The following is a 23,784-nucleotide window of genomic DNA, read 5'->3' as shown; positions in this document are numbered from 1 at the left end:
GGGTCAGACCCCGGTTTCAGGAAATATGCGTGAAAACAGGGGCTTACCACTGCCGCGCTGGTTGTAAAACAACGGCGCTTGCATTGTTGAGATACCAATACCGGTATCGTACTTGAACAAAAAGCAATTGGATTCGCATCGGCGAGGCGTTCTAACATCGCCGCAGGCCACGCGTTGCCGTGGCGATAACGATAAGTAAAACATCAGGAGACAAGCACCATGAACCACCCGTGTCCGGGCCGCGCGAGCGACGCCCGCAGGAACCCCTTTGCCCTCAACATTGTCGCCGCAGCGCTGGCCGGCGCCGGACTGCTGGCCGCCGCGCCGGCGCTGGCGCAGGATGCGCAGGTCGCGGCCGAGAAGGAACTGGCGGAAGCGCAGAAAGCGCAACCCGTCAACGCCGTCATCGTCACCGGCGTGCGCAAGGCGGCGCAGAGCGCGCAGGCGATCAAGCGCAATTCCGATGAAGTGGTCGATTCGATCGTGGCCGAGGAGGCCGGCAAGTTCCCGGACAAGAACGTGGCCGAGATCCTCGGCCGGGTGACCGGCGTGCAGATCCGCCGCGAGTTCGGCGAAGCCAATGGCGTGATCGTGCGCGGCCTGCCGGGCCTGGCGACGCTGCTCAATGGCCGCGAGGTGTTCACCTCAAGCGGGCGCAACCTGTACCTGTCCGACATCCCCACCACGATGCTGCAGCGGATCGACGTGTACAAGACCCAGGGCGCCGAGATGGTGGAGGGCGGCACGGCCGGCGTGATCGACGTGCGCACCTCGCGCCCGTTCGACTTCAAGGGCTTCACGGCCAACCTGAATGGCCGCATCGAGCACCGCGACAAGTCCAACACCAACGATCCGCAGGTGTCGGGCATGCTGTCGAACCGCTGGAAGGGCGCGTTCGGCGAGGTGGGCGTGCTGGCCGGCCTGTCGTACCAGAAGGGCAATTACCACGATGAAGTAACGTGGAATTCGGCGCCCGAGCACCCGGTGGCCGGCAACCGCACCGTCACCGGCCCGTTCGACGTGGGCCACGTGAACTACCAGGGCGAGCGGATGCGCTACGCTGGCAACTGGGCGGTGCAATGGCGCCCCGTGCGCGAGGTGGAACTGTTCGCCGAAGGCTGGTCCACGCGCATCGACCACGATGCCGAGCGCCAGTTCTTCACCGGCCACCTGGGCTGGAATGCCCAGCCATGGACACCGAGCGGCGGCGTGGAGTGGGGTGCCGGGCAGTACACCAACCCCACCTATACGCTGTTCCCCGGCACCAGCCAGGTCGACAGCGTGACGGCCACCAGGCCCGCCGGCAACTACCACTTCTTCGCCGCCAGCGGCAGCCAGGCGCCGCGCGACGATTCGGAAGGCCACCAGGGCGCCATCGGTGCACGCTGGGATGTGACGCCGAAGCTGCGCGTGACCGCGGAACTGGCGCGCACCATCAGCCGCTGGAAGCAGGAAATGCCGATCATGGAACTGCTGGCCGACCCGCAGACCATCACGGCGCGCACCTACGTCAACGGCGGCGCGTGGTTCGATTATCCGGGTACCGACATGATGAACCCGAACAGCTACCGCCTGGGCGCGTTCACCGACAACTGGTCCGGCTCGCGCGGCCAGTCCACCGACTGGCGTGCCGACGCCACCTGGGACAATGGCGAGGACCACCTGTTCCGCGAGTTCTCCACCGGGGTGCGCGTGGCCTCGCGCAAGGCGTCGTACCAGCACGAGAGCAACAACTTCGTGCCGGCGCACGCCAATCTGCCAGCGGTATCGGCGCTGCCGGGCGGGGCGGTCTGCCCGTCGATGCAGCTGTCCGAGGACTACGGCATGAACCAGTGGCTGACCCTGTGCGGCGACTACATGCACGCCAACATCGACGCGGTCCGCAAGATGTATCTGCGCGACGGCATGACCGAACCGTGGCCGTACTCGCGCTACAGCAATATGGAAGACACCACGGCCTTCTACGCCAAGACCAAGTTCGGCTTCGCGGTAGGCGGTATCCCTGTGGAGGGCACGGCCGGCGTGCGCTATGTAAAAACCGAGCTGGACGTGAACGGCTTCTCCAATGTGCAGAACAATCCGGTACCGGCGCACCGCAATACCAGCGACAACGACATCCTGCCCAACCTGACCCTGAAGGCGCTGCTGACGCCGGACCTGATCGCCCGCTTCAATGCCGGCAAGGCGATCCAGCGCCCCAACTTCGGCGACTTCAATCCCGGCGAAACGCTGGGCACCGCGCCGAACGGCCAGGGCATCTACGAGGGCAATGGCGGCAACCCGGACCTGAAGCCGGTGGTCGGCAAGAACTACGACGTGGCGCTGGAATGGTATTTCGCGCCGACCGGCAGCCTCACCACCACGCTGTTCAAGCACGATTTCGAGAACTACATCGTGCGCCGCTTCGGCATGGAAACCATCGGCGGCCGTGAATACCGCATGGACCGTCCGCGCAACGTCAACGAGGGCCAGCTGAAGGGTATCGAGATCGGCTACCGGCAGTTCTACGACTTCCTGCCGGGCTGGCTGGGCGGCTTCGGGCTGGAGGCGAACTACACGTACATGAAGGGCCACCTGCTGGAAGGCAGCGTGCGCAATCCGTTCGTCGGCATGTCGAAGAATGCCTACAACCTCGTCGGCCTGTACGAGCGTGGCCCGTGGTCGGCGCGGCTGGCCTGGAACTACCGTAGCCAGTTCGTCGACGCCTACAACTACCGTGCCCTGGGCTTCGACCTGATCGTGGAACCGATCAAGACGGCGGACGCGTCGCTGTCGTACCGCTTCAACGACAACATGGGTGTGACGCTGGACGTGGAAAACATCACCGACCGCACCTACAACGACTACCACGGCATTGCCAGCAACCCGCGCGACGTGCGGCGCTATGACCGCGTGGTCGGGCTGTCGCTGCGCTGGCGGATGTAGCCCGGCCACGGCGCGGCCGGGCTGCAATCGTGCCCGGCGCCGCAGGGCTGCACGGTGGAAGGCTGTACCGAACTGCCGCTGATCCTGCCGGAGCACCCGGCGTTCGCGATCGGCGGCCGGACCGTGGAATTGCTCGATCCCACCGCCATCCTGGCGCGTCGCTGTGTCGCATTGGCGCACGCCGCGGAAAGGTAGCGCAACCGGGAAAACCGCGCTGGCGAGGCAACGTCCTACATCCGCACAGGCATTCAAGCCTGCCGTGTCAGCTGGTCAGCAGGTAAAGTATCAAAAAAAACATGCAGGAGACCCGATACCTCTACAGGAGTCTTCAATGATACAAGCCTTATGTGAACAGTGGACGCGGTTGGCGTTCATGCCCCTGAGCTTTCACGGTGCAACGAACGACCCGGCGGTCATGCCGGGCGACATCGGGGTGACTTCCAGTGCTGCTGCCAGTGCTGTCGCCACTACTGCTGCCAGGACGCCCCGCTTCCTCAACAGGACCTTCGACTCCAGCCAGGGATCGCTGGCCTACAAACTGTACATTCCCGCGTCGTTCACGGGCCACGATCCCACGCTGGTCGTGATGCTGCACGGCTGTGGCCAGAGCGCCGACGATTTCGCCAACGGTACCGACATGAACCGGCATGCCGAGGAGGCGGGCTGCCTGGTGATGTATCCCGAGCAGACCACGTTCGGCATGGTGGGCGGCTGCTGGAACTGGTTCGACAAGGCGCACCAGCAGCGTGGCCAGGGCGATGCCGCGCTGATTGCCGGCGCCACGCGGGAAGTGATGGAGGCCCATGGCGTACCGGCCGGCCGCGTATTCGTCGCCGGCCTGTCCGCGGGTGCCGCCATGGCCGTGGTGCTGGGGTCCGCCTACCCGGACATCTATGCGGCGGTGGGCTGCCATTCCGGCCTGCCGCTCGGCTGCGCCACCGATACCGCCACCGCGATGGAAGCGATGCGCAACGGCGCATCGATCGACCAGGCGGCCGTGCTGGCGCAACAGGCCGTGCCCGTCATCGTTTTCCATGGCGATAACGACCAGACCGTCCACAGCGCCAACGGGCACACGGTGGTCAGGCATACGCTGAGCGCTACCTGCGCCAACGATGCGCAGGGCACCGAGGTGGTCAAGGAAACGGGCATGCTGCACGGGCGCGACTTCACCCGCGAAGTCCACCGCGGTCCGGGTGGCGCGGTGCTTGCCGAGCACTGGGTGATCCACGGCGCGGGCCATGCCTGGTCGGGCGGCAGTGCGCGCGGCAGCTATGCCGACGAGAAGGGTCCGTCGGCCAGCGCCGAGATGCTGCGCTTCTTCCGCAACGTGGGATATGCGGCCGCGGCCTGACGGCCGCTACCTCATCCGTGTTGGCCTGTCCCCGCGGCGTCGTGTTCCTCCGGCGCGGCGCGCAGGCCGTCCGCGGTGCGCCGGACGAATGGCCGGCAATCGACCGGCACGTCGATCGTGAAGGTGGTGCCATCCTCGTCGGAACTGTCGACCGATACGCTGCCGCCATGCGCTTCGGCCACGTCGCGCACGAAGGGCAGGCCGATGCCCCAGCCCACGGTGCCCGGGCCGCCATAGCGGAACAGGTAGCCGAAAATGCGTTCGCGCCGCTCGGCGGGAATGGCCGGCCCGCTGTTGTGGACCGACAGCGACAGCCTGCCCCGGCCACTTGAAACGTCGATCCGGACCGCGCCGCCCGCGCCGTACTTGACGGCGTTGGCGACCAGGTTTTCCAGTGCCCGGCGCATGGTCGGCACGCACCAGTGGCCTTCGACGTTTTCGCCGGTGACGGTGAACGGGCCGCCACCCTGCTCGCCGAACTGGCGGGCGACATCCAGCGCCAGGTCGCGCATGTCGAACGGCGCCAGCGCGAGCGGCGGCAAGGCTTCGCGCATGACCGTCAGCGCCTCGAGCAGTTCACCCATCATCGATTCGAGCCGCCCGGCGTGGCGCAGGATCTTGTCGGCGGAGCGCCGGGCCACGTCCAGGTCGCCGGTCTGGGCGACGAGCTGCGCGCCGGTGGCGATCACTCCCAGCGGCGCGCGCATGTCGTGCGACAGCGCGGCCGCCACGCGCCGGCGCAGCGCCTCGTGCGTGGCGGCATATTCGCGCAGCGATTCGCAGGCGGCGATCTCGATGGACCGGCTGATGGTGGCCCATACGTCCGCCGGCCAGCGGATGCCGCGCGCCTGGGCGACATCGCGGATGGCATCCCGGAACAGCTGGTATTCGCGCAAGACTTCGTCCGGGCCGAAACAGGTCATGCGCGCACGCTCGCTGCCATGGGACATGGCGGCCGTGGTGTGCTGGGTGGCGGTTTCGCGGGCCTGGCCGGGGCTGATCGCCTCGGCGAGGTTGTCGTAGAGATTGGGCAGGTTGTCGGTCAGCGCCGGGCCGAGCAGCTCGGCGGCGCCCTTGATCTGGGCCCGGACCGAGGCTTCCCAATGGTCGAGCACGGCCTCGCGGATCGACAGCAGCTCGCGCGCTCCCTGATGGGCTGCCTGGTCTGCGTGGTCTGCCGCCTGGGCTGCCGTCACACGAGCCGCCTCATTGGCCACCTCGTTGGCCACCTCATCGGCTGCGCTTGTCACCGGATGTGCCGCCTCATGGGCCAGCTCATTCGCTGCCGCGTTCGCTATCTCATTGGCCACCTCATTGGCTACCTCATTGGCCACCTGATTGGCCACCTCAAGTGCCACCTGATGTGCCATCGCCTGCGCGTCCTGCTCCGTTCCCTGGTGTGCCTCCCTGTTCGCTCCATCGGACAAGCGCTTGCCATCGTAATCGTGGTCGGTAGCCAGATTCATCGCAGTTCCATGTTTGGCCGGTTCAGCCTCGATAGACCGGCAGGTCGTGTGCCGGCAGGTTGATGGTGAATATTAACCTGAAATCACCACCGCGCGGTGTCCGGCCACGGGCCGTCAGCGCTGGCCGTGGCCGCCGGCCGGAAAGTGCAGCGTGAACCGGACGCGATCCTCCCCGGCATGCACGGTTGCCGTCCCCCCGTGCAGCGCCATGATCGCGCGAACAATCGACAGGCCGAGGCCGGTGGAAGCGTCGCCATGGCCGCGTGCCGCGTCGGCCCGGTAAAAGCGCTCGAACAGGTGCGGCAGGTGTTCCGGCGCGATCGGCGTGCCGGTGTTTTCAACGCTCAGCGTGGTGCCGCCGGCTCCCGCTTCGGCGCGCAGCACGATCGTGCTGCCCGGGCTGGCATGCCGCACGGCGTTCGACAGCAGGTTGGCCAGCGCGCGCCGCAGCAGGGCGGGATCGGCCAGCACCACGCCGTCGCCCGCGCACGCCAGGTGCAGGCCTCGATCTTCCGCCATGCCTTCGTAGAAATCAGCCACCTTCGCCAGTTCGTCCAGCGCCCGCAGGGGCTGGCTGGCCGGCGCCACCTCGTCCTGCCCGGCGCGGGCCAGGAACAGCATGCTTTCGATCATGCGGGCGAGCCGCTCCAGTTCTTCGATGTTCGAGGCCAGCAGCCCTTCGTACTCGGCGGTGCTGCGCGGCCGGGCCAGCATGACCTGGCTCTGGCCGAGCAGGTTGGCGACCGGCGTGCGGAATTCATGCGCGAGGTCGGCGGAAAAGGCCGACAGGCGCGCATAGCCTTCCTGCAGCCGCGCCAGCATGGCATTGAGGGCGCCGACCAGCGGCTGCAGTTCCGATGGGGCATCGCCGGCCTCGAGCCGGTGGCCCAGCGTACCGGGCCGCACCAGCGCCGCGTGGCGGGCCACCACGCGCAGCGGCCGCAGCCCCCGGTGCAGCATCCACGCGGCGCACAGTGCCGCGGCCAGGGCGCTGATGGCGGCCGCGCCGGCGATGCGGTGGCGGAAGCGGGTGAGCATGGCGCTCCGGTCGGCGTAGGCACGGGCGACGATGACCGTGACCGTGGGCGTGGCGGTGCCGCTGCCCAGCCTGGCGGTGCCCGCCACCACGCGGCCCGGGGCGCCGGCGCGGCTGGTCCAGCTCGCGATAGCCCCGCGCCCGGGCGTGGCACCGGTGGCCGGAGGGATTGGATAACGCTCGTCGCCGGGGTTGATGTCGGCCAGCACGGTGCCGTCCGGCGCCACGAAGCGCACCAGCGAATTCTCCTGGCCGCTCATGGTGTCGCGGAACAGGTCGGGCTGGGTGCGCAGCAGGCCGGCTGCGCCCGGGCGGCCGAGCAGCAGCTGGATCTGCCGCAGCTTGCCCAGCAGCGCGAGATCGTCGCGCCGTTCGATTTCCGCCACGAAGGACAGGTACAGCCAGGTACCGAGTCCGGCCGCCGCCAGCGCGACGATCAGCACGAACATGGCGGTCACGCGCGCCGCCAGCGAACCGCGCAGGCCCGCCATCACGCGCCGGCCGCCGGTTCCACCTCGCACACATAGCCCATGCCGCGCCGGGTGTGGATCAGCTTTTGCGGGAAGGGATCGTCGATCTTGCGGCGCAGCCGGCGCACCGCCGCGTCGATCACGTTGGTATCGCTGTCGAAATTCATGTCCCACACCTGCGAGGCGATCAGGGAGCGCGACAGCACCTGGCCTTCGCGCCGCGCCAGCAGGTGCAGCAGGGCGAATTCCTGGGCCGTCAGCACGACCGGCGTGCCGTCGCGGCGCACGCGGCGGCGGATCACGTCGATCTCCAGGCCGCCGATGCGGATCAGTTCATCCTCCCGCACCGGACCGCGCCGCAGCAGCGTGCGCAGCCGCGCCACCAGTTCGACGAACGCGAACGGCTTGACGAGGTAGTCGTCGGCGCCCAGTTCCAGGCCGCGCACGCGGTCGTGCACTTCGTCGCGCGCGGTCAGGAACAGCACGGGGATCTGTTCGGTCGCCGGTGCGCCACGCAGCGCTGCCAGGACCTGCCAGCCATCCATGCCGGGGAGCATCACGTCGAGCACCACCAGGTCGATGCCGCCTTCGCGCGCGATGGCCAGGCCGTCGCGGCCATTGCGCGCGAGGCGGACGGCGAACCCGGATTCGGCCAGGCCGCGCTGCAGGTAGTCGCCGGTTTTCGGCTCGTCTTCGATCAGGAGGATGGTCATGGGCGCCGCGCAAAGCCCCATTGTATGCCTGCGCGGGCCGGCGCTGGATGACGAAATTGTCATCTGGCGGTCATGCGGCCGTGGCCGGGCGGCAGCCACAATGGCGCTTCAAGTCACGAAAGAACGGCAACGAAAGAACACCATGCAAGGAAAGAATGCCATGTCCCGTCTCACTGTCCGCCTGCTTGCCCTGCTGGCCACGCTGGCGGCGCTGCCCGCCGCCGGCCAGGTGCGCCAGCAGCCCGACCTGACGCTGCAGACCGCCAGCCGCCTGGTGGCCGGCGCCCTCGACGCGTGCCGGCGCCAGGACCGCGCGATCGTGGCCGCGGTGCTCGACCGCGGCGGCAACCTGCTGGCGCTGCAGCGCGCGGACACCGTGGGCCCGCACAACATCGAGGCGAGCCGGCGCAAGGCCTATACGGCGCTGTCGACCCGCACCGCGACGCTGACCCTGGCCCGCGCCGCGGCGGCCAATCCCGATGCGCGCAACCTGGCCGCGCTGCCCGAACTGCTGCTCCTCGGCGGCGGCGTGCCGGTGGCCGCGGCAGGGCAGGTGGTGGGCGCGATCGGCGTCGCGGGCGGCGGCGGGGCGGTCAACGACCATGCCTGCGCCGTGGCGGCGATCCGCGCCATGCCGGAACTCGACCAGCCGGCCACCGACTGACTTTTCACTCATCAAGGAAAACACCATGTATCCGATCAGGCACATCCTCGCCGCCGGCCTGTTTGCCGGCCTGCTGTCCACCGCCCCGGCCATGGCCGCGACGGCGCCCAACCCGCTCAGCGTCCACGTGCTCGACCTGCAGAGCGGCCAGCCCACCGCAGGCATCCGTGTCACGCTGGAGCAGCGTGCCGGCGAAGGCTGGCGCGCGCTCGCCGCCGGCGTCACCAATGCGCAAGGCCGCATTCCCGCCCTGTTCCCGGAAGAGCGCGCGATGCCCGCCGGCGACTACCGCATCGTGTTCGAGACGGGCGAGCACTATGCCCGCCTGAAGCAGGACACCTTCTTCCCCCGCATCCCGGTCGAGTTCCACGTGGGCGCGGCGGCACAGCACTACCACGTGCCATTGCTGCTCAGCCCATTCGGCTACTCCACCTATCGGGGGAATTGAGCGCCGCCATCTCTCCGGCTTTCCTATACTCGCCGCTCCATGTGATCGCTCGAAACCACACACATAACGGAGCTGGCCGATGCTGAAATCGCCCTGGATGAGATGGAGTTTCGTGCTCGGGATCGCCCTGGGCGGCTTCTTCGACGGAATCCTGCTGCACCAGGTCTTGCAGTGGCACCATTTCCTCAGCCTGGTGCCGGGCATGGACGACCTGCGGCTGCAGGTCATGTGGGACGGCTATTTCCACGTGCTGATGTACGTGATCGCGGTGGCCGGCCTGTGGGGCCTGTGGCAGGCCCGCCGGCGGGGCGTCCCGGCGCCCGGCGCGACGGCGCTGGCCGCCGCCGTGCTGCTGGGATTCGGCGTCTGGAACCTGATCGACGTGGGCCTGGCGCACTGGATCCTGCGCATCCACCGCATCCGCCTCGATACGCCCGACCCGCTGTTCTGGGACGTGCTGTGGCTGGCCGTGTTCGGCCTGGTGCCGCTGGCGCTGGGCTGGTGGCTGCGCGGCCGCCCGTCCGGGCCCGGCAGCGCCACCGCCGCGCTGCTGGTGTTCGCCACGGGCACCGCGCTGGCCGGCGGCTGGGCCTTGCGCGAGCCGCCGGGGCAGGATTTCACGGCCGTCGTCTTCGCGCCGGGCACCACGCCGGCGCAGGTCTTCGATGCGCTCGATGCCAGCGAAGCGCGCCTGGTGTGGAGCGACCGCCCGATGGGCGTGGTGCTGGTGGCCGTGCCGAAGGACAAGCGCTGGCGCTTCTACCGCCACGGCGCGGTGCTGGTGGGCGGCACGGGGCTGCCGGCCGGCTGCATCGGGTGGAGCAAGGTGTAGTGCGCACCTCCGGCGATATTTTCTGGGACTTTGCCGGCGATTTGGCCGGGAAATTCAGCCAGTAAATATGGCTGGGAAACAGGGGCGATAAGCCGGCCTGAAAATTCCGATGGAGAAAATATCCAAAGACAGTCGAACCGGGTCATTGAAAATAATCCGAAAATAAGCCAGAAATCACTGGGCATTCCCGGCAATGTGCTGTATCTTTCGTCTCGCACTACATCAAGTCGTTGTTATTGTTGGTTTTTCTCTCCCGCCTCGCCGTATGCCCCCAGGGTCATTTGGCGGTCCTGTTTGATTTCCTCCGTTATCCCTCTTGGTCGACCGTGCACCCGGGCGTCTTGCCCATGCAATATTTAAAGGACTGATTAAATGACTACTCAAACCGGCACCGTAAAATGGTTCAACGATTCCAAGGGCTTCGGCTTCATTACGCCTGACGCAGGCGGCGGCGATTTGTTCGCCCATTTCCAGGATATTCAATCGGAAGGTTTCAAGAGCCTTTCCGAAAACCAGCGCGTGTCGTTCGAACGCTCGACCGGCCCGAAAGGCGAAAAAGCCGGCAATATCCGCGCGATCTGACCGATCCCAGCGGCCAGGCTGCGCGCCGGCCCGCACCACGCAGATAGCGTGGGCGCCGCCAGGCGTGCAACCCGCACAGCAAAAGCCCACCCGCAGCATGCCTGCCGGTGGGCTTTTCGCATCCAGGCATTCAGGCATCCAAGCATCTACCGCATCTACCGCATCCGCCGCGCCTACTGCATCGTGACGGCGCCAGCCGGGCTGGCCGGCATCTGCATCAGCGCATTCTTCATTTCGGCCGCCTCCAGCGCCGGCGTGCGCCCGAAGAAGCGCTTGAACTCGCGGCTGAACTGCGAGCTGCTTTCATAGCCCACGCGGTGGCAGGCGGTGGCCGCGGTCAGGCCATCCTGCACCATCAGCAGCCGCGCCTTGTGCAGGCGTGTCGTCTTCAGGTACTGGATCGGCGTGGTTTGCGTGACCGCCTTGAAGTGCGCATGGAACGCCGCCACGCTCATGCCGGCCTCGCTGGCCAGCGTGCCGACGTCGATCGGGCGGTCGTAGTTCGCATGGATGCGCCGCAGCGCCTTGCCGATCTTGCCGAAGTGGCTTTGCTGGGTGAGCGCCGCATGGATCGCGCCGCCCTGCGGGCCCGTGAGCACCCGGTACACCAGTTCGCGCACGATGCCGGGGCCCAGGATGGCCGCATCGGCATCCGTCTGCAGCGCTTCGAGCAGGCGCAGCAGCGTGTCGCCCATCGCATCGTCGAGCGGTGTCGAGACGATGCCGGCCGGCTGCGCGGCGCGCTGCCGGTGCTTCTGCTCCAGGGCCAGCACCAGTTCGGCCGCCACCTTCAGGTCGATCGGCACGGACACCGCCAGCATCGGCTCGGCGGGGCTGGCTTCGGTCTCGGACTCGAACGGCAGCGGCACCGACAGCACCAGGTAGTGGTGCGCATCGTAGACATAGGCCGTGTCGCCGAGGAAGCCGCGCTTGCGGCCCTGGCAGACGACGACGATGCAGGGTTCGTACATGACCGGCGTGCGCGGGATTCTGCCATTGGCGCGCATGAATTTCAGGCCGGGCAGGGCCGACAGTGTGTAGCCCTCGTGCGGCGCCAGGCGCTCCAGCAGGCTGACGATGCGGCGTTGACGCGAGTCGTTCAAGGGTGCATTCACGGCGGATCCTGGGTCTGGAAAGGGATTGGAGAATCAGGCAACCGGCGAATATTAATGGATATTTTCCACGCCGGTGCGAACGCCCATACTGCTTCCATCGCAACCCAACACGGAGAACACCATGAACGCAGCAGAACGAAAAGTCGTCCTGATCACCGGTGCCAGCAGCGGCATCGGCGAAGCCACCGCCAGCCACCTCGCCGCGCGCGGCATGCACGTCATCCTGGGTGCGCGGCGCACCGACCGGCTGGAGGAACTGGCCGCCCGGATCGCCGCCGAGGGCGGATCGGCGGCCGTGCGCAAGCTCGATGTGACGAGTCTCGAAAGCATGCAGCAGTTCGTCGACTTCGCGCTGGACCGGCATGGCCGCGTCGATGTCATCGTCAACAACGCCGGCGTGATGCCGCTGTCGAAGCTGGAAGCGCTCAAGGTCGACGAATGGAACCGCATGATCGACGTGAACGTGCGCGGCGTGTTGCACGGCATCGCCGCCGCGCTGCCGGTGATGCAGCGCCAGAAGAGCGGGCAGATCATCAACCTGGCCTCGATCGGCGCCTACACCGTCAGCCCGACCGCCGCCGTGTACTGCGCCACCAAGTTCGCCGTCGCGGCGATTTCCGAAGGCTTGCGGCAGGAAGTGGGTGGCGACATCCGCGTCACCGTCGTCTCCCCCGGCGTGGTGGAATCGGAGCTGGCCGAGTCGATCTCGGACCCGGGCGGCCGCGAGGAAATGCGCGGCTTCCGCAAGATCGCCATCAAGCCGGACGCGATCGCCCGCACCATCCACTTCGCCATCGAACAGCCGGCCGACGTGGATGTCAGCGAGATCATCGTGCGGCCGACCGCCAGCCCGTACTGACGGGAGCACGGGGCACGGTGCGGCAACCGGCACGCAAAGCGCGGGTGCGGTCCGTCATCCGCTACACTCTCCGGTTCGAGCACAACGTGGATGCACCATGGCGAACCAGCAGACCCATTCCCCGCAATTCCTGCCCGAAGGCAGCCGCGACGAGCAGGTGCCGGCAGTCGCGGCCTCCATCGAACAGCGCCGGCACCAGATCTTCCCGGTGCTGGCCGAGCACGAGGTGCAGCGCCTGCTGCGCTTCGGTACCGTGCGCCACTATGCCGACGGCGTGCGCATCCTGGAGGCCGGTTTCACGCCATTCGGCATGGTGCTGGTGCTGGCCGGCCGCATGGCCTCGCACCGCTACGACGGCCTGGGCAACTCGGCGCTCGTCAAGGAGCACGGGCCGGGCGAGTTCACGGCCGAGGTGTCGCAGCTCGCCGGCCGGCCTTCGCTGGTGAACGTGACGGCGGTCGGCCCGGTCGAGGCACTGGTGATTCCCGCCGACCAGTTGCGCGCCCTGGTGATCGCCGAGGCCGAGCTGGGCGAACGCATCGTGCGCGCGCTGATCCTGCGCCGCGTAAACCTGATCGAATCCGGTTCCGGCGGCCCGGTCCTGGTGGGCCCGCCGGGCCACCCGAACGTGTTCCACCTGCAAAGCTTCCTGACGGCGAACGGCCATCCGCACACGGTGCTCGAACCGGACGGGGAAGAAGACGCCCGCGCGCTGTGCGAGCATTACCGCCCCACGGCAGACGACTGGCCGCTCGTCGTGTGCCCGGATGGCAGCGTGCTGATGAACCCCTCCTTCGCCGACATGGGCCGCTGCCTGGGCATGCTGCCTGAACTCCCGGCGGACAAGGTATGGGACGTGATCGTGGTCGGTGCCGGCCCGGCGGGCCTGGCCACCGCCGTCTACGCGGGCTCCGAAGGCCTGTCCGTGCTGGCGCTGGAGCAGCGCGCGTTCGGCGGCCAGGCCGCCGCCAGCGCGCGCATCGAGAACTACCTGGGCTTTCCCACCGGGATCTCCGGCGGCGCGCTGGCCGGCCGTGCCTACGTGCAGGCGATGAAGTTCGGCGTCGAGGTGGCCATCCCGATGGCGGCAAGGCATCTGGCCTGTGATGCATCGCCACTGGCGCTGGAACTGGCCGATGGCCGGCGCGTGCTGGGCCGCACGGTGGTGCTGTCCTGCGGTGCCCGCTACCGGCGGCCGTCGCTCGCCAACATCAAGCAGTTCGAAGGCCGCGGCATCTACTACTGGGCCTCGCGCATCGAGGCGAACCTGTGCGCCGGCGCGGAAGTGATCCTGGTCGGCGGCGGCAATTCGGCGGGGCAGGCGGCCGTGTTCCTGTCCGCCCATGCCGCCAGGGTCCACATGCTGGTGCGTGGCGACGGCCTGAAGGCCACCATGTCCACCTACCTGATCGAACGCATTCGCGCCACGCCGAACATCGAACTGCATCCGCACACGGAAATCGTGGCGCTGGAGGGTGACGACGAAGGCTTGCAGGCGGTGCGCTGGCGTAACCACCGCACACTGGGAGAAAGCGAGTGCAAGGTATGCCGGGTCTTCCTGTTCATCGGCGCCGAGCCGAACACGGACTGGCTGGGCGACTGCGGCGTGGAAGTCGACGCGCAGGGCTTCATCCGCACCGGCGACGCGGTCACGGCGCCTGCCACGGCGTCACGTTCGACGCTGGAAACCAGCGTGCCCGGCGTGTTCGCGATCGGCGACGTGCGCGCCGGTTCGACGAAACGGGTGGCGGCCGGCGTGGGGGAGGGCGCGCAGGTGGTGGCGCAGATCCATGCGTACCTGGCCATGGAACGCTGATTTCTTCGCGCCGGAAGCGCGGCGGTCGCGATTCGGGCTCTCTTCCACGCGCATCCATCGCGGCATGCGTTACACCCGGGCCAGGCCGGAATAACCAGGTGTGTCGTCCAGGAACCCGTCCCTGCCGGGACAGGTTCTTCATCGCCCTTTATCGGGCGTTCACCTTCAGCCAGTTCAGATTCCACTCCTTCCCGACGGACTTCAGGCGCAGTGTGTGCTCTCCCGCGGTCATGGCGAAGGGAACGCTCGTCTGCGTGCTCCAGGTTTGCCAGCCGCCCGTGCTGGGCACAGGCATGGCACCCACGGCTTTCACGCCATCCACCCAGACCTCGAAGCCGGTACTGCCGCTGGCGGTCGCGACACGGTAGTCGATGGTGAAGTTGCCGGCGGTCGCCACGCTGATCTTGTACTCGACGTAGTCGTCGGCGTCGAAGTGGCCGACGTTCTGGCCGCCGCCAGTGTCGCTGCAGGTCTCCGTCTGGACACCGCTCATGGCGGTGAAGTCTTCCGCCTGGAGCGTCGCCGGTACCGGTACGTGCTTGATGCTGGTGCTGGCAACATCACTGTGGAAGCTCTCGTCGGCGGCCGTGAGAGCGGTCACGGCGTAGTAGTACGTGGTGCCAGCTGCGGCAGTGGTGTCGGTATACGCGGGCGTCGCGAGCTTGTCGGCCACCTTCGCGTAGCTGCCTGCCACGCTGGTGCTTCGATAGACGTTGTAGCCGGCGACCCTGGCATCCGTGCTGGCGTCCCAGGCGAGCACATTGCCTCCCGCGCCTTCGGTCAGTTTCAGGCCGGCAGGCCGCGCCGGCAGCTTGAATACCTCGGGAGCCGTCGTGCCGGCCATCCATTTGACCAGGCCCGGGTGAGCTTCGTAGGGCTGCGTTGCGTAGCTCTTGAACAGCGTCTCGATCTCGGCCACGGTGGCGGTGGTGAAGTCCACTTTGCCATTCATGTCGACGACGTCCTTGCCTGCAACGGGTGGCTTGTCGAGCAGGTACATCTCGGCCCAGGTATTGGCGCTGCCGTTGTCCTTGAAGACGCCGCTCAAGGTGTACGTCCTGCCGCCTTGCAGCGTGATCGCCTGATAGACGCCACCATTGATCCCGCCGCTGACACCGGCGGGGCGGGTGACGCGCAACACGGCGCCGCTGCTTCCCGCCGGGGTCTTCCCGGCCGTCCTGTCATTGAAGTCCAGCGACAGGCTGCCATCGATCACCAGCGTGGTCCAACCGGCATTCGAGCGGAATTCGCCGTTCGTGATGACCTCCGCGCTGGAACCGGTGTCGACGATGCTGATCTTGTCGAAGCTCACATCCGGGTCGCTGCCGGCCAGCGCGCCGGTCTTGATGACGAAGTAGTAGGTCTTCGGGCCAGTGCCGCCCACCCTGATGGTGGCGGCCTTCTTCGCGCAGGCGTTTGCAAAGCTGGCGTTCCAGCCCGCGCAGTCCCAGGTGCTGGCCTTGGCGACCAGGCCGACGCCCGTGTCGAGGCTGGTATTGACCGCATTGGTCACCATTCCCCACGTGCCATTGCCCGTGCCCCCTGCCGCGCTGACCACCTTGTAGGACCACGAGGTGGATGCCCAGCCGTAGCTGGCATACGTGTCATAAGTTGCCCGGCCGATCTGCCCACCCAGGTCCACGCCCGCACCTTGCCAGGGCTGGAACTCGCCCATGAGCAGCGGGATCTTCAGGCCGCTCAATTGCTTGCTGTACGCGCACACGCCCGTTGCGCCGGTCGGCCCGCACAGCAGCCAGTCGCGGTGGACCATGTAGGGTGTGTCGCCCGGCCGGTCGCCGAACAGGCCGGGATAGGGGTGAAGCTCGAAGGCCACGTTGGTGAAGCCCTTGGCAGCCGGGTCGCCATAGGCGTCGATGCTGCCGTAGTGGCTGGGCAGCAGCACGATGTGCCTGGAATCGATGGCCCGGATGGTCTTGTACAGCTCCTCGATGCGCGTGACCATGGCGTCGGCCGTCGAGCCCCAGGGCTCGTTGAGCGGGTCGTAGGCTGCGACCACGGGTTCGTCCTTGTACCTGGTCGCGATCTGTTGCCACAGCCAGCGCGTCCGCTCCTGCGCATCCGCATCGGTCCAGTACTTGTTCTGCCCGGCGCATCCCGTGTGGTCGTTGGGTGTCTGCCCGCCGGGGGCGCCGTGCAGGTCGAGAATGACATACATGCCGCGCTTTTTCGCCTCGGCGATACTCCAGTCCAGGTATTTCCACGCGTCCGCGCGCAAGGTCTTCGGCTTCCTCTCGTCTTCGATGACGCTCCACAGGATGGGCAAGCGAACCACGTTGAAGCCGAAGACCTTCAGCTGGTCCCAGTCGCGCTCCGTCATCCAGCTGTCGCGGAACAGTTTGATCAGGCGTTCCTTCTCTTCATAGCCGAAGCGCTCCGTCAGCTTGGCCTCCAGCGTGCACTGGTCCGTCACGCCGTTGCCACCCTGGTCCATCATCCAGAACTCCTGCACCAGCCAGTTACCGAGGTTGGTGCCCTTCAGCAGGACCTGCCTGCCGTCGGCGTCCACCCATTTGGTGCCATCGGTCTTCAACATGGCCGGGCCCGGGGATGGCGCAGGTGACGGTGCCGGGGCTGGCGCCGGTGCCGGAGAAGGCGCCGATGTACTGCCACCACCGCAACCCGCCAATAGCGCGGTAGCCATTAAACCACCCACCAGTGTCCCTCGCGCGGCGCTGCCGAATGGTGCGACCCGGCTGCCAGTCAAGTGCTTCCTTCGCATTCCAGCCATGTTCTGTCTCCGTCTTATGGATTTTGGGAATCGTTTTTAATCACATTTGGAATCGTTTCCATTTAAGTATGTTTTATGTCGTGTTCCATGTCAACCGGGGGAATGCACGATGCCTGTCGCGGCGCCCGCAGCTATGGGGGAGGAGGGTCAACAGGAGCCTCGGACCAGGAGGTGAACGTGTATTCACCGGCGTCGGAGATCAGGGGGCGAGGTGCTTGCCTCGAATGACAAGGCGAGGCTTGCCAGGAATGCCGCTTAGTCAAGCATTAGCCGACACATTGAAAGCGCATGCATTCACCCCAACGGCGAAGGGCTGGGGTCAGGGAGGAGTGCTGGCATGCATGCCAGCACCGTTGCGCAGGCGCGAAGCATGCTTCGCGAAACCCCTGCTTCACCCCGGCGGTATCTGACCCCGGAATTTGCACTTTGGGTGGGTTTATCCGAGCGGCATTGTGGCTTGCCGGCCGATCTGGGGGGCGACGTGACGCGAGACTTGCGAGAACAACGGGGCCGGCATCGGCCGGCCCCGTCCAGCTACCTCAGAACCGGTAATCCACCGTCACCCCCACGCGCCGGAACGAGTTCTCGCCCAGGCCGTAAGCGAAGCCGGAGCCGGCGCCCTTGCCGGGCAGCGGATAGATGATGGCGTTCGGTACCCGCGTGTCGTTCAGGTTGCGCGCGTACAGTTGCGCGCTCCACTTGTTGTCCGGCGCGTTCAGCGACAGGCGCAGCGAGGAGATCGTGTGGCCGCGGAAGCTGCAGTTGTCGTCGATCGAATTGCAGTAGCGCACGCGGCTCTTGTACACCAGGTCGCCGCCCAGGCGCAGTTCGTATTCGCCCGGCAGGTCCCAGCTGTAGTCGGCCGATGCGGTGACCTTCTGCTTCGGCGAGTACAGCAGGCGCCTGCCGCCCACGTCCTGGCCATCGAAGATGAAGCCCGTCGGGTAGGCGGTGTCGAGGATCACGGCCATCGACAGGCCCAGTTGCAGCTGCGGCAGCGGGCGGGCACGCAGGTCGGCCTCGAAGCCCTTGCTGGTCACTTCCGGCACGTTCAACGGGATGCAGCTCAATGCGCCTACCGCGGTCAGCGTGCAGTTCTGTTCCTGGAAATCCTTGATCTTCGTGTGAAACAGGGCCAGGTCGACATCGAGGCGGCGGTCCAGCAGCGACAGCTTGGTGCCCAGTTCCACGCTGGTCGGCAGTTCCGGGTTCACCAGCTTGCCCGTGTAAGCGCCTGGCGTGGTGGCGGCGCTGACGGGCGACGAGTTGTCGACCTGCGGACCCTTGTAGCCGCGGCTCAGCGTCGCATACACATTGGCCTGCTTCGACAGCGTATGCTGCAAGCCCACCTTGCCCGAGACATTGGTCTCGCCCGTATCGCCGCTGGCGGTCTTGATCGTGGTCGGTACGCTGAACGCGGCGAAGTTCACCGTGCTGCCTTCGATGTAATTGGCGGATACGGCATCCTTCGTGTAGCGCAGGCCCGCGACCAGGCTGGTGGCCGGCGTGAAGCGCCAGGTGGCCTGGCCGAACACCGCCTTCGTCGTCATCCTGGCGTGTTCGGTCGTGTCGGTGACGATCGAGCGCGGCACGGCGGCGGGCAGGGCGGGGTTGGGCTGGATCGTCGTGATGGTCTGCTTGTCGATCTCCGAGTCCGCATAGAACAGGCCGGCCACGTACTCCAGCTGCCGGCCGCTCGGCGATGCGATGCGCAGCTCCTGGGAAAACTGCTTTGCTTCCTGCGCGGGCGTCAGGTTGCGGATCTTGTCGTAGCCGAGCGACATGTCGATGCCGCTCGAGTTCGGGCCCACGTTGCGCTCGCGCCACGCGGTGATGGAGGTCAGCGTCGACCCGTCGCCGAGGGTCCAGTCGACCTGGCCGGACAGGCCGCGCACCTTGCTGTGCGACAGCTCCAGGGCATCGCTGCAGATCTGGTTGTTGGTGCGCGAGACCGTCACGCCGCAGGCGGCGAATTCGGCCAGCGGCCGGTGGTTGCCGGCGGCGTTGACGTCATTCGCGATCGCCGGTGCGAAGAAGGTCGCGTAGTCGACGCGGGTGTTCGATGCCTCGCCGATCAGGTTGATGGACAGGTCACTGCTCGGGCGCAGCAGGTAGCGCAGGCGGATACCCGCGTTGTCGGCCACGCTGTCCTTGCCGTTGTGGACATTGTGGTACACGCCCTTGTTGCGTTCGACCAGGCCGGATACGCGCAGCGCCGAGATATCGTTGATCGGCAGGTTGACCGTCGAGCGCACGGCGGCGCCGTAGGTGCCCTTGTATTCCAGCTGCACGTTGCCGCCGGTGTCGCCGATCATCGGCGCCTGGGTCGACATATTGAGCACGCCCGCCGAGGCGTTCTTGCCGAACAGCGTGCCCTGCGGGCCGCGCAGCACTTCCACGCGCGCCAGGTCGAGCATCAGGCCGCTGGCCGTGGAACCCTGCGGCACGCCATCGACCACCACGCCCACCGAGCCCTCGGCCGACGTCGTCATCACGGCGGTGCCGATACCGCGGATCGAAGCGCTGCCGCCCGGGCCGCTGGTGGAATTCTGGTCGCCGAATTCCAGCGCGGCGGCAGTTTTCGCCAGGTCGCCGATGTCCTTCACGCCGGCGCGTTCCAGCTGCGCCGCGTTGACGACCGTGATCGCCAGCGGCACTTCCTTGATGTTCTGCGTGCGCTTCTGCGCCGTGACGACGACGGTCTCGATACCGGTATTGCGTTGCGGTGCCGCTGTGGCGGTGGTGGCGGTTTCGGCGGCAGGGGCCGCGGCTTCCTGTGCCAGGGCTGGCTGGATGGCCGCGAGGCTCATGGCGAGGATGGTGAGCTGGCCGATGGCCGGCTGGTAAGCATGGATGCGCATCTTGTCTCCTGGATGTATGCCGGATCTGTGCCGGCTAGATGTCTGCGACAGCTGGTGCTGTCCCGGCCGGGGCCGGTCGATCGGAACCGAGTATAGGTTCGGCATTTCGGCGTTCTGAAGCCGTAATTGCTGATACCAGCTATCGCCGGGCGAAGGTGATGGCTGGCGGCGCGAACGATCGCAAACGCTGATACGTCGTATCGAAACTCAGGCGTTCGGTTTCGCCGGGGCCGCTGCTATCGTTGTCTCCACAACATCCCATAACACTCGGAGACCACCATGCAGAACCCCGCTCAAGGGCGTGCGCCGGAGACCTGGCGCGGCCGCGGCATCCTCATGCTGTGCCATTTCACGGGCATGGTCGACCTGGTCGCGCTGCCGGTCTGGGTCGGCGCGCTGGTCCAGCACTATGGGTTCGGCCTCGAACAGGCCGGCATCACTGTCACGGCATTCCTGGCAGGTGCGGTTGCCGCCAGCCTCTTCACCGCGCCGCGCTTCGGCCGGCTGCCGCGCACCGCCTGCGTGGCCGGTGGCTACGGCATCGCGGCGCTGGCATTCGCCGGCGCGGCACTGACAACGGATTTCGGCACGCTGGCACTGCTGCACCTGGTAGCCGGCCTGGCCGCGGGGACCGCCCTGTCGGTCACGCACGGCACCATCGGCCGCAGCGCCAACCCGCACCGGCTGTTCGCGCTGGCCGGCACCGCGCTGGGCATCGGCGCCGTGGTGTTCTACGCGGCCGTGCCACCGGCGATCGCCGCGCATGGCGGCGCCACGCTGTTCAAGGTGCTGGCCGGCCTGATGGCCGTGACGGCGCTGGCCGCGCTGGCCTTCCCGCGGCACGCCAGGGCGGGGCACGATCAGGCCGCGCATGGCCGGCTGTCCCGCGCCGCCTGGTGCGCCATCTTCGGCGTCGCCGCGATGGCGCTGAACCAGGCGCTCACCTTTAGCATGCTGGACCGGATCGGCATCATGCGCGGCTTCGGCCAGGAAGCCGTCAACCAGCTGCTGGTGGTGGTCGGCCTGGTGAACCTGCTGCCGGCGGCCATTGCCGGCTTCCTCGACAAGCGCCTGAATCCGGTGCGCGTGGCACTGGTGGCGGCGCCGCTGCAGGCCGCGCTGGCCGTGACGGTCTCGCTGGCGGCCGGCTACCCGCTCTACGCGCTGGCGGCCTGCGTCTACCCGGCCGTGCTGATCTTCATGCACACCTTCCTGTTCGGCCTGATCGCCAGGCTCGATCCCAGCGGCCGCGCACTGGCGTCGACGCCGGCCATGATGATGACCGGTTCGGCGATCGGCCCGGCGCTGGCCGGCACGGTGGCCACCCATGCGGGATTCGGCGGGCTGGCCGCGCTGGCGATCGCGGTAGGCGCCTGCGCCACGCTGTGCTTCGCGCTGGTGGCGCGCCAGTCCGGCACGCCCGCCGCCGCCACTGCCTGAGCAATTTATTGTCATAGGAGTATGCAAGTGAACCAAACCCACTCTCCGGTCGAACCCCTGACCCTCGCCGAAGCCAACGGCATCCTGCACGCCGCGCTTGCCGCCGCGCGTGCCGCGAACATGCCGCCGGTCGCGGTGGTCGTGCTGGATGCGGCCGGCCACCTGGTGGCGCTGCAGCGCGAGGATGGTGCCAGCATGCTGCGCACCGACATCGCGCTCGGCAAGGCCTGGGCGGCGGCTGGCATGGGCGTGTCCGGCAGCGTGCTGCACGGCCGCGCACAAGGCAATCCCGCCTTCTTCAACGCGCTGGCCGCGACCGGCCACGGCAAGTTCATCCCGCAGGCGGGCTCGGTGCCCGCGGTCCGCGGCGGCGTCGTGATCGGCGCCGTCGGCGCCAGTGGCGGCAAGGGCGAGGACGACGAAGCGATCTGCGCCGCCGGCGTGCTGGCCGCGGGGCTGGCGACGGCATGAGCATGGCTTTTCACGGGTCCCCGGCCTGCACCTGCGGCATCGACGTGCATGCGCACTTCATCCCGCACGATTTCCCGCACTACCTGGGCAGTGCCGTGCCGGCCGACTGGCCATCGATGGCACCGGCCCATGCGTGCCACCGCCACGTGATGATCGCCGGGAAGGTGTACCGCACCGTGTCGGAAATGGCATGGAGCCCGAGCCGCCGCATCGCCGACATGGACGAGATGGGGCTGGCGCGCCAGGCCATCTCGCCGATGCCGGAGCTGCTGTCCTACTGGATGGCGCCGGCCGCAGCGGCACAGCTGCTGCGCTACGTGAACGACCAGATCGCCGCCGCCGTGGACTTGTCCGGCGGCCGGCTGGTCGGCATGGGCGCGGTGCCGCTGCAGGACATGGACCTGGCGCTGGCCGAACTGGAATACCTCACGGGGCAGCTGGGCTTTCGCGCCATCGAGATCGGCAGCAACATCAACGGCCGTCCGCCGGGCGCGCCCGAGTTCGCGCCATTCTTCGAAGCTTGTGAAGAAAAGGGCGTCGCCGTGTTCGTCCACGCGCTGAAGCCGGCCGGCGCCGACCGGCTGGTCGGCCCGTCGAACCTGCTGCAGGCGCTGGGCTACCCCACCGAAGTGGGGCTGGCGGCGGCCTCGGTGCTGACCTCGAACCTGGTGGAACGCCATCCCGGCCTGCGCATGGCGTTCAGCCACGGCGGCGGCACGCTGGCGATGCTGCTGCCGCGCCTGGAACAGGCCCGCAAGGTGTTTCCGGCGCTGGCCGAGGCCATGCCGGTCGGCCCGTCGGAACAGGCGCGGCGCCTGTTCTACGACACGCTGGTGTTCGATGCCCCGACCCTGGACGTGCTGTTGCAGCGCTTTGGCGCCGATGCGCTGATGATCGGCACCGACTATCCCTTTGCATTCCGGGATGCGCGGCCGGTGGCCGGCATCGAGGCCGCCGTCGCCGATCCATCGGTGCGCGCGCGGCTCGTCGCCGGCAACGCGGCGCGCTTCCTTGCCCTCGATGTTGCCCTCGACTTTGCCCCCGATTCCCAAGGAGTTACTGTATGAGCACTTCCCCAGCCGGCCAGCTGCGCAGCATCGCGATCGGCGTGACCGATCTCGATGCCGCCGAACGGTTCTACACCGGCACCTGGCACCTTGAAACCGTGGCCCGCACCGGCGATGCGGTCTACCTGCGCGGCACCGGCAGCTTCCACCACATCCTGTCGCTGCACCGCGGCGCGCAGCCGGACGTGCGCAACCTGACCTTCAGTGTCGCCGCCCCGGCGGACCTGGTCTCGATCGCCCAGCGCACCGAAAGCGCCGGCGGCAGGGTGATTTCCGGCCCCGCACCGGTGGACGAACCGGGCGGCGGCACGGCTGTCGTCATCGCCGATCCGCAGGGCCGCATCCTGCGCTTCGTGCATGGCGACGAACGCCATGCCGGGAAGGATGCACAGCGCGAGGTAAAAAAAGATGCCCCTGTCCGCATCACGCACGCGGTCTTCAACAGCGCCGACGTGGCCTTGGCCCAGAAATTCTTCGAAGACGCGCTGGGTTTCCGCCTGTCAGACCGCACCCGCATCATGGCTTTCATGCGCTGCAATGCGGACCACCACAGCATCGCGCTGGCCGATGCCGATTCGAACACGCTGAACCACATCGCCTTCGTCATGCCGGACCTCGACGCGGTAATGCGCGGCGCCGGCCGCATGAGCGACGCCGGCTGGCCGATCGAGTGGGGTGTCGGCCGCCATGGCCCCGGCAACAACGTGTTCGCGTACTTCGTCGGCCCGGACGATTTCGTCATCGAATACACGGCCGACGTGCTGCAGGTCGACGACAGCTACCAGGTCGGCGCGCCATCCGACTGGACCTGGCCGCCGGGCCGCTTCGACCAGTGGGGCGTGTCGAAGCCGCCGTCGGACCGCATCAAGCAGGCCCAGAAAAAAATCCGCTTCATCGAACACACTCAATAAGCAAC

Annotated in this window: 19 protein-coding genes; 13 read left to right on the top strand and 6 right to left on the bottom strand. The window is 67.4% G+C overall.

The window, feature by feature from the left end; genetic code table 11:
- Positions 1–219: 219 nt before the first annotated feature.
- The 3 genes from EYF70_RS18355 to EYF70_RS18350 all read left to right on the top strand — a co-directional run bounded on the left by EYF70_RS18355 (position 220) and on the right by EYF70_RS18350 (position 4,279).
- A complete protein-coding gene (locus EYF70_RS18355) occupies positions 220–2,925 on the top strand; it encodes a TonB-dependent receptor (protein WP_131146696.1) in 2,706 nt (901 codons plus the stop codon).
- Between the two features lie 54 nt (positions 2,926–2,979).
- Positions 2,980–3,120 carry a hypothetical protein gene (locus EYF70_RS31135; protein ID WP_165497727.1) on the top strand — a complete coding sequence of 47 codons (141 nt, stop codon included), beginning with the start codon at positions 2,980–2,982 and terminating at the stop codon, positions 3,118–3,120.
- A gap of 178 nt (positions 3,121–3,298) precedes the next feature.
- Entirely contained in the window at positions 3,299–4,279 is a 981-nt protein-coding gene (locus EYF70_RS18350) for an extracellular catalytic domain type 1 short-chain-length polyhydroxyalkanoate depolymerase (RefSeq protein ID WP_229420449.1), read from the top strand.
- 11 nt (positions 4,280–4,290) lie between these two features.
- Here the strand turns inward: EYF70_RS18350 and EYF70_RS18345 are convergent, their stop codons facing one another.
- The 3 genes from EYF70_RS18345 to EYF70_RS18335 all read right to left on the bottom strand — a co-directional run bounded on the left by EYF70_RS18345 (position 4,291) and on the right by EYF70_RS18335 (position 7,964).
- Positions 4,291–5,745 (bottom strand): sensor histidine kinase, encoded by a 1,455-nt coding sequence (locus tag EYF70_RS18345; RefSeq protein ID WP_131146694.1) that lies wholly within the window; start codon positions 5,743–5,745, stop codon positions 4,291–4,293.
- 114 nt (positions 5,746–5,859) lie between these two features.
- The gene (locus EYF70_RS18340; RefSeq protein WP_229420448.1) at positions 5,860–7,302 is read right to left on the bottom strand and encodes a heavy metal sensor histidine kinase; all 1,443 of its coding nucleotides are present in this window, start codon (positions 7,300–7,302) and stop codon (positions 5,860–5,862) included.
- A complete protein-coding gene (locus tag EYF70_RS18335) occupies positions 7,272–7,964 on the bottom strand; it encodes a heavy metal response regulator transcription factor (protein WP_131146693.1) in 693 nt (230 codons plus the stop codon). Before EYF70_RS18335 ends, EYF70_RS18340 begins: the two co-directional genes overlap by 31 nt.
- A 160-nt stretch (positions 7,965–8,124) precedes the next feature.
- Here EYF70_RS18335 and EYF70_RS18330 point away from each other — a divergent pair, with 160 nt between their 5' ends.
- From EYF70_RS18330 to EYF70_RS18315, 4 genes are all read left to right on the top strand, one after another.
- Positions 8,125–8,628 (top strand): GlcG/HbpS family heme-binding protein, encoded by a 504-nt coding sequence (locus EYF70_RS18330; RefSeq protein ID WP_131146692.1) that lies wholly within the window; start codon positions 8,125–8,127, stop codon positions 8,626–8,628.
- Positions 8,629–8,653: 25 nt separating this feature from the next.
- A complete protein-coding gene (gene uraH / locus EYF70_RS18325) occupies positions 8,654–9,076 on the top strand; it encodes a hydroxyisourate hydrolase (protein WP_131146691.1) in 423 nt (140 codons plus the stop codon).
- Positions 9,077–9,155: 79 nt separating this feature from the next.
- Positions 9,156–9,908, top strand: a complete 753-nt coding sequence (locus tag EYF70_RS18320; protein WP_131146690.1) for a DUF2243 domain-containing protein — start codon at positions 9,156–9,158, stop codon at positions 9,906–9,908.
- Between the two features lie 372 nt (positions 9,909–10,280).
- Complete coding sequence (locus EYF70_RS18315) at positions 10,281–10,490, top strand: cold-shock protein (protein ID WP_130185255.1); 210 nt, start codon at positions 10,281–10,283, stop codon at positions 10,488–10,490.
- A 173-nt stretch (positions 10,491–10,663) separates the two neighbouring features.
- Here the strand turns inward: EYF70_RS18315 and EYF70_RS18310 are convergent, their stop codons facing one another.
- On the bottom strand, positions 10,664–11,605 hold the full coding sequence (locus EYF70_RS18310) for an AraC family transcriptional regulator (RefSeq protein WP_229420447.1): 942 nt from the start codon (positions 11,603–11,605) through the stop codon (positions 10,664–10,666).
- A 121-nt stretch (positions 11,606–11,726) separates the two neighbouring features.
- Between EYF70_RS18310 and EYF70_RS18305 the strand changes: the two genes are divergently transcribed.
- On the top strand, positions 11,727–12,464 hold the full coding sequence (locus EYF70_RS18305; protein ID WP_131146689.1) for an SDR family oxidoreductase: 738 nt from the start codon (positions 11,727–11,729) through the stop codon (positions 12,462–12,464).
- 97 nt (positions 12,465–12,561) lie between these two features.
- Entirely contained in the window at positions 12,562–14,280 is a 1,719-nt protein-coding gene (locus EYF70_RS18300; protein ID WP_131146688.1) for an FAD-dependent oxidoreductase, read from the top strand.
- Between the two features lie 148 nt (positions 14,281–14,428).
- Here the strand turns inward: EYF70_RS18300 and EYF70_RS18295 are convergent, their stop codons facing one another.
- Both EYF70_RS18295 and EYF70_RS18290 read right to left on the bottom strand, forming a co-directional pair.
- Complete coding sequence (locus EYF70_RS18295) at positions 14,429–16,834, bottom strand: cellulase family glycosylhydrolase (protein ID WP_131146687.1); 2,406 nt, start codon at positions 16,832–16,834, stop codon at positions 14,429–14,431.
- Between the two features lie 734 nt (positions 16,835–17,568).
- Positions 17,569–19,890 carry a TonB-dependent receptor gene (locus EYF70_RS18290; protein ID WP_131146686.1) on the bottom strand — a complete coding sequence of 774 codons (2,322 nt, stop codon included), beginning with the start codon at positions 19,888–19,890 and terminating at the stop codon, positions 17,569–17,571.
- Positions 19,891–20,169: 279 nt separating this feature from the next.
- Between EYF70_RS18290 and EYF70_RS18285 the strand changes: the two genes are divergently transcribed.
- Genes EYF70_RS18285 through EYF70_RS18270 form a run of 4 tightly spaced genes read left to right on the top strand, consistent with a single transcriptional unit; the run spans position 20,170 to position 23,779 of the window.
- On the top strand, positions 20,170–21,330 hold the full coding sequence (locus EYF70_RS18285) for an MFS transporter (RefSeq protein ID WP_131146685.1): 1,161 nt from the start codon (positions 20,170–20,172) through the stop codon (positions 21,328–21,330).
- Between the two features lie 27 nt (positions 21,331–21,357).
- Positions 21,358–21,801 (top strand): GlcG/HbpS family heme-binding protein, encoded by a 444-nt coding sequence (locus EYF70_RS18280; protein WP_229420446.1) that lies wholly within the window; start codon positions 21,358–21,360, stop codon positions 21,799–21,801.
- A complete protein-coding gene (locus EYF70_RS18275) occupies positions 21,798–22,868 on the top strand; it encodes an amidohydrolase family protein (protein ID WP_131146683.1) in 1,071 nt (356 codons plus the stop codon). Before EYF70_RS18280 ends, EYF70_RS18275 begins: the two co-directional genes overlap by 4 nt.
- Complete coding sequence (locus EYF70_RS18270) at positions 22,865–23,779, top strand: VOC family protein (RefSeq protein WP_131146682.1); 915 nt, start codon at positions 22,865–22,867, stop codon at positions 23,777–23,779. The genes EYF70_RS18275 and EYF70_RS18270 overlap by 4 nt, the downstream gene beginning before the upstream one ends.
- Positions 23,780–23,784 lie beyond the last annotated feature (5 nt).

Source organism: Pseudoduganella albidiflava, assembly GCF_004322755.1.
Lineage (GTDB): Bacteria > Pseudomonadota > Gammaproteobacteria > Burkholderiales > Burkholderiaceae_D > Rugamonas > Rugamonas albidiflava.
This window is presented reverse-complemented; position numbering and strand designations above follow the sequence as displayed.